The following is a 5,968-nucleotide window of genomic DNA, read 5'->3' as shown; positions in this document are numbered from 1 at the left end:
GGCCGAGCGCTTCGGCGCCTGCGGCGGGGTTGGGGAGCAGCCCGGCGAAGAGCGCGGCGTCGGTGCGGGTCATCTCGGCGGGTTTCTTGCCGAACAGGCTTTGCGCGCCCGCACCGATGCCCTGCGCCTCGCCGCGCAAGGGGAGGAGGTTGAAATAGGCCTCGAGCATTTCTTCGTGCGACCATTCGGCCGCGAGCGCTTGCCCCGCACGCATCTGGCGCAGCTTGGTTCGCCAGTCGCGCTTGCCGGGCTGCGCGAGGCCGGGATCGAGAAAGGCGGCGAGTTGCATCGCGAGCGTCGAGGCACCGCGCGAACGGTCACCGGTCCAGCGCGAACGGATCGCGCTCGCGATCGCGAGCCAGTCGACCCCGCCGTGCGACCAGAAACGGCGATCCTCGCTTTGCACGACAGCGGTGCGAACCGCGGGGCTGATGTCCCCCAGCGGCACCCATGCGAGGCGGCGGCGTTCGAAATTGACGCGTTCGTTGTCGAGCAGACGCCCATCGCGGTCGTAGAGCCACGCTTCGCTTGGTCGCCAGTCGGCGCGGACGTCGGCGAAGGCGGGCATGGCGGGGGGGCGGGTCGCGAGGTGGGCGACGGTGGTGAGGACGAGCGCCGCGAGCGCGGCCCATGCGAGAACGTCGCGCCAACGGGATCGGGCGGTCATCGATTGCGGGACCAAAACAATCCTCCCCGTGCCGCAGGCATGGGGAGGGGGACCATCCGCAGGATGGTGGAGGGGCCGCAACGGTGCGCCATCGGCCCCTCCGTCAGCGCTTCGCGCTGCCACCTCCCCATCGCGTTGCGATAGGGAGGAGTTTATTGGCCGGCAGGTCCGTCATTGCCCCACGTTCGCCACCGTGACCGGCGCGTTTGGCCACTGGCCGCGGATCGCGGGCGAATACATCGCCTCGACGCGCGTCGGCGGCAGGGTGAATTTGCCCGAGCCGTTGAGGCGCACGACATATTCGACCGCATGGGTGCCCGCGGGCATCCAGCCGAAATAACCGCGCCAGCTGTCCTTGCCGCGCTCGACATAGCTCGGCTGCGCGCCCGATCCGCCAGCCTGCTGGCCAAGCATTTCGGACTGGCCGCCGAGGTTGCCGACGATCGTCGCGCCGGGGGCGACCGGATCGTTGATCACGACCCATGTCCGTCCGGCGGCCGCGACGACCTCGATCCGCACCTTGACCACATCGCCGCGCGTCAGACGGTCCTTGTTCGCCGCCTTGACGATGCTGACCGAGCGCTTGATCCGGTAGCCGGCATTGAGCGGTTCCTTGAGCGGCACGGCTGCCTTGATGCTGACCGTCGCCCAGGGCGTGCCGGTGCCCTGATGGTTCAGGCTCATCGTCGCGGCGTTGAGCGCGACGCGGAGCGGCGAGACGGGTTCTGCCGGGAGCGGCCAGCTTTGCGACGCGGTGGCGCCCGCAAGGCTGACGTTGGTAACCCCGGTGATCGCGCTCGCCGGATAGAGGTCGGCGAAGCGGCGGACGGTGACCGCGCCCCACGCGTTGGCGGGTGTGGTGTCCCAATGGCCCTTGCGCTGGCGCTGCGCGACGCCGACCATCAGCTTGCCCGCGTCATCCTCCCAGCCCTTGCGGCCGAGCACGGCTTCGAGCGCCTTGATCGCCATTTCGTCGCCGCTGGTCATCATCCACCACGGGGCTTTCGCATCGTCGACGAGATCGAGGCGCGTGCCTTCATAGACGAGGCGTTTGCGCAGTTCCGCCTCGGCCGCGGTGCGCAGCGCAGGAGCGTTCCGCACGCCCGGCGTCTTTTCGAGCGCGACGAGCCAGTCGGCGAGTGTGCCGGTCGCCATGTCGATCGGCGACACATCGATCGCGGCGACGAGGCTGGCGCTCGACGCGTTGTTGCGCGCGAGCGCCGCGAGTGCTGCGATACGGACGGGGCGGATATCCCACGGGCCATAGCCCTTGCGCGTCAGCCTTCCTTCGACGACTGCCTGCAAGGCTTTCACCATCTTCGCTTTCGACGCCTCGGGGATGGCGAAGCCGTTCGCGGCAGTGATGTTCATGACATAGGCCGTGAGTTCGATTGAGCCGGTCATGCGCTCGTTCGGCCAGTAGCGAAGCAGCCCGTCGTCATCGAGATAGGTCGGCATTGCACCCGCAAGTGCCTGCCAGCGTCCGACATCGCCGAGCGCTACGGCGCGCGAGGTCTGCTGTTCGAAGCAGGTGTAGGGATAGGCGCTCATATAGTCGCGGACGCCGGTGAGCGGCGGCGCGAGCGTTCCCGCGAGCGCGATATCGACATAGCCGCCGGGGAGAGCCCCTGCGGGGATCGCGATCGGCAGCGTCGTCGCGGGGCCGACGCGGAACAGGCTCGCGGCCCAGGTTTCGACCGGCACCGCGGGTTCGACGACCTGTTCGAAGATGAGGCGGTCGCGCGCCTTGCCGCCCTTTTGCGCGGCATCGACGGTCCATTGAATCGGGCCGGTTTGTTCGGGCGCGGTCATCGACCAGCTGATCGGCACCGCGCCGCCCGCAGGGATGGTGATGGTGAGCGGCGGTGCGGTCGCGACGGCGGGCGACAGCGTCGGGGTCGCGGTGACCTCCATCGGCTGGTCGGTGCCGTTGCGCAGCGTGAAGCGCGCATCATAGGTGTCGCCGGTGCGCACCAGTTCGGGCATGCCGGCGAAGACGCCGAGATCCTGCACGGTGCGGACGGTCGTCTCGCCAGTGCCGAAATATTGCGATCCGTCGGTGGCGATCGCGACGAGGCGGAAGCCCGAGAGATTGTCGCTGAGCGGGACGTCGATGCTCGCGCGGCCCTTGGCGTCGAGCGGCACATTGCCCTTCCACAGCAGCACGGGGCGGAAATCCTCACGGGTTAATCCGCTGAGATCGCCGCCGCCACCGCCGCCGGGTTCGAGCGCCTTGCGGCCGTAATGCCGCTTGCCGACGACCTGCATCTGCGCGGTCGAGGTGAGCACGTCGAGCGTGCGGTCGCCCATCATCGCGTCGATGACCTGCCAGCTGTCGTTGGGGGCAAGCTGGAGCAAGGCCTCGTCGACCGCGGCGAAAGCGACGTCGGCGTTTTTCGGTGCCTTGCCGCCCGGGGTCTTGACCTCGATCGCGACCTTCGCGGTTTCGCGGACCGAATATTTCTCCTTGTCGGCCTTGACCTTGACGCCGAGCTGATGGCCTTCCCAGCCGACCTTGATGCGCGCGATGCCCATGCGGTAGCTCGGCTTGGCGAGGTCAACCAATGCCGTGGGGGGAGCGCCTTCGCTATTCTCGATCTTGAAGCCGACCGCGCGTTTCATCTTGCGGAACCAGCTTTCGCCGCCCGTCACGCGCCCGCGCACCGCCATCACCGAGACATAGACGTCGGGGGCGTAGGTCGCGGGCAGCTTGACCTTCACGACGGGGTTGGTGCCCTTGAGTGGCACGACGAAGCTTGACAGCACGCCCTCGCGCTCGACGGTGACGAGCGCGGTCGCCTCGCGGAACGGCATGCGGACCTGGAAACTGGCGGTATCGCCCGCGGCATAGCGCGGCTTCTCGGCGATCACGTCCATGCGATCGCCATTGTCGCCGCCGAACCACCAGTCGTTGTCGCCCGCAAGCCAGACCGAGCGCACGGCGCGCGCCTCGTTGCCGTCGGCATCCTGCGTCGTCGCGACCACCGTGACCTCGCCCGAGACGCCGGGTGCCATCGCGCAGCTCGCGCGGCCGAGCTTGTCGGTGGTGGCCGAGCAGGTCGCGTCGAGGCGCGTCGTGCGCATCTGGTTGTCATAGGCGTAGAAGCCGCCGATCAGGCGGCGGCGCGCGGTGATGATCTCGCGGTTGTAGAGTGCGACCTGCACCCGCTGGCCACTGATCGGTTTGCCGTCGAGGTTCAGCGCGATGAAATTGAGGCGCAGGTCATTGTCGCGCATCAGCCAGCCGTCGGTCTTGAGGCCGAGGCGGACGGCCGACGGATAGAGGGTGATGCGGCGGCTCGACGTCAGCGTCTCGCCATTGGCGTCCTCATAATCCATTTCGGCGGCCATCAGCGTGGGTTCGGTGATCGGCTGGTCGACGGTGACATTGGTCGTCGCGGCGCCGTTGGCGTCGAGCTTCAGGGGAACCGAGCGCGCGAGCGGCAGTTCGGCCGACGGGGTGTCGCCGCTGTCGTCGAGCTGGACGACGCCTTCCTTCACCGGCTGACCGTCGAAATCCCAATCCCTGTAATCTTCGGGCGGCGACCAGCTCGAGCGGAAGTTGGTGCGCAGTTCGACCGGGATGTTCGGCGCGGGGCCGCCCGACAGATAACCGACGAACAGGTTGAGCGGCACCGCGGCGGGGCGCACGAGCGCGGTCTTCGGGCCGGTGATCGTCGCCTTCATCGTCGGCAGGCGATATTCGTCGACCTTGACCGACTGGCCCGACCAGATCGTCTTGTCCTCGCCATCCTTGTCCTTGGTGACGAAGACGAGCTCGTAATCGCCCATCGGCGCCGAGGCGGGGACATTCCATGCCGTCTCGCCGCTGCCGTTCGCTTGAATCGCGAACGGCATTTCGAATTCGGTATCCGAACCGCGATGAACGAGGCGGAGCTTGCCCGACATGGCTTCGGGAGTACGGAAGCCGAGGCCGACCGGACGGCGGAGCAGGTGCTTCATATGGACGGTTTCGCCCGCCTTCACGAGCGCGCGGTCGAAGACAGTGTGGAGGATATCGTTGCGTTCGGACCAGCCATAGGGGAGGTCGAAGTCATAGGGGCGGATGCCGCCCCCCCAATCGGTGAGGGTGAAGCTGAAATCGTCGCCCGCACGCGCGCTGACCATCAATGCATGGCCCTCGCTTTTCGCCATGTCGGGATTTTCTTCGCAGCTCGAGTATGTTTCGGGCTGCGGCAATCCGCCCGCGAAGGCGAGACGGCCCGCCTTGTCGGCGGTGCCCCGCGCGAGCAGGCGGCCGGTGCAGCTGTCCGACACGCGGATTTCGGCGCCTGCGACGGGCAGGCCGGTGTCGAGCGCGGTCACCCACGCGAGCGAGCCTTCGCGGCCCCATTTGAAATGCACCGCCATATTGGTGACGAGCGCCGCCGTCGCGACGTAGCGCGTCGATTTGCGGCCGAGCAGCGCGGCGCCGAGTTCGGGACTCGCGATCTCGACGACGTGGAAGCCCTTTTCGGCGAGCGGGATGCCGACGACCTCGAACTCCTTGCCGCCGGCGGCGGGCGCCAGCTGCATGTCGCGGCGTTCTCCTCCGGAAGGTGCGCCGTCGAACACCGACTTGGTGCCGGTATAGTTGACGGTGACCTCCTTGCCGGCGGCGTTCTTTTCCTCGCGATAATCTGTGTCGTCGGCGTCGGCGACGCGTTTCAGCCAGCGCGCGATTGCGGCATCGTCGTCGCCGACCCTGAGCGCGGTCGCGGGCATCTTTAGGTTCGACTGGACGAGGCTGCTTTCGACGCCGCGCACGGTGACGGGCAGCACGCCGCCCTCGCTGGCTTCGAGGATGCCGAATTCGGCGGCGAATTTGACGAGCGGCGGGGCGCGGTCGATGTGGAATTTCAGCGGGAAATACGACTGGTTCTGCAGCTTGCGGCCGCTCTGGTCGGTGACGTCGGCGGGCAGGACGAGCGTCGCGTCGACATTCTGCGGCAGCGGGCCGGCGAAGCGTACGCTGGTCAACCAGGCGTCATTCCTGTCGTCATCGTCGATCTTCGGTGTCAGTTTCTTGCCGTCGGCGGTGTTGAGTGTCGCGGCGAGGATCGTTTCGCGCGATACCGGCGAGGCGAAGCTGAGCGTCACATCCTTGATCGGGTTGCAGCCCGCCTGCGGATTGATGCGGCTGCACGACATCTTTGCGGTGAAGGCGGGGCGCACGTCATGGTCGAAGCGCTGGTCGCGCCCCGCGGTGCGGCCGGGGACACCGGCCTGCGAAATGCGCGCATCCCAGACGAGCGCCATCTCGCGGCCGGGGGGCAGCGGGCGGCGGCATTTGACGGGGAC

Annotated in this window: 2 protein-coding genes; both read right to left on the bottom strand. The window is 67.8% G+C overall.

Annotated features, from left to right (window positions below; genetic code table 11):
• Window positions 1–667: biosynthetic peptidoglycan transglycosylase (locus tag VN047_RS17520; protein WP_325544919.1), on the bottom strand; the 667-nt coding region annotated here is incomplete at its 3' end.
• Between the two features lie 171 nt (window positions 668–838).
• Window positions 839–5,926, bottom strand: a complete 5,088-nt coding sequence (locus VN047_RS17515; RefSeq protein WP_325544917.1) for an alpha-2-macroglobulin family protein — start codon at window positions 5,924–5,926, stop codon at window positions 839–841.
• Window positions 5,927–5,968 lie beyond the last annotated feature (42 nt).

It is taken from the genome of Sphingopyxis sp., from assembly GCF_035565275.1.
Taxonomy (GTDB): Bacteria; Pseudomonadota; Alphaproteobacteria; order Sphingomonadales; family Sphingomonadaceae; genus Sphingopyxis.
This window is presented reverse-complemented; position numbering and strand designations above follow the sequence as displayed.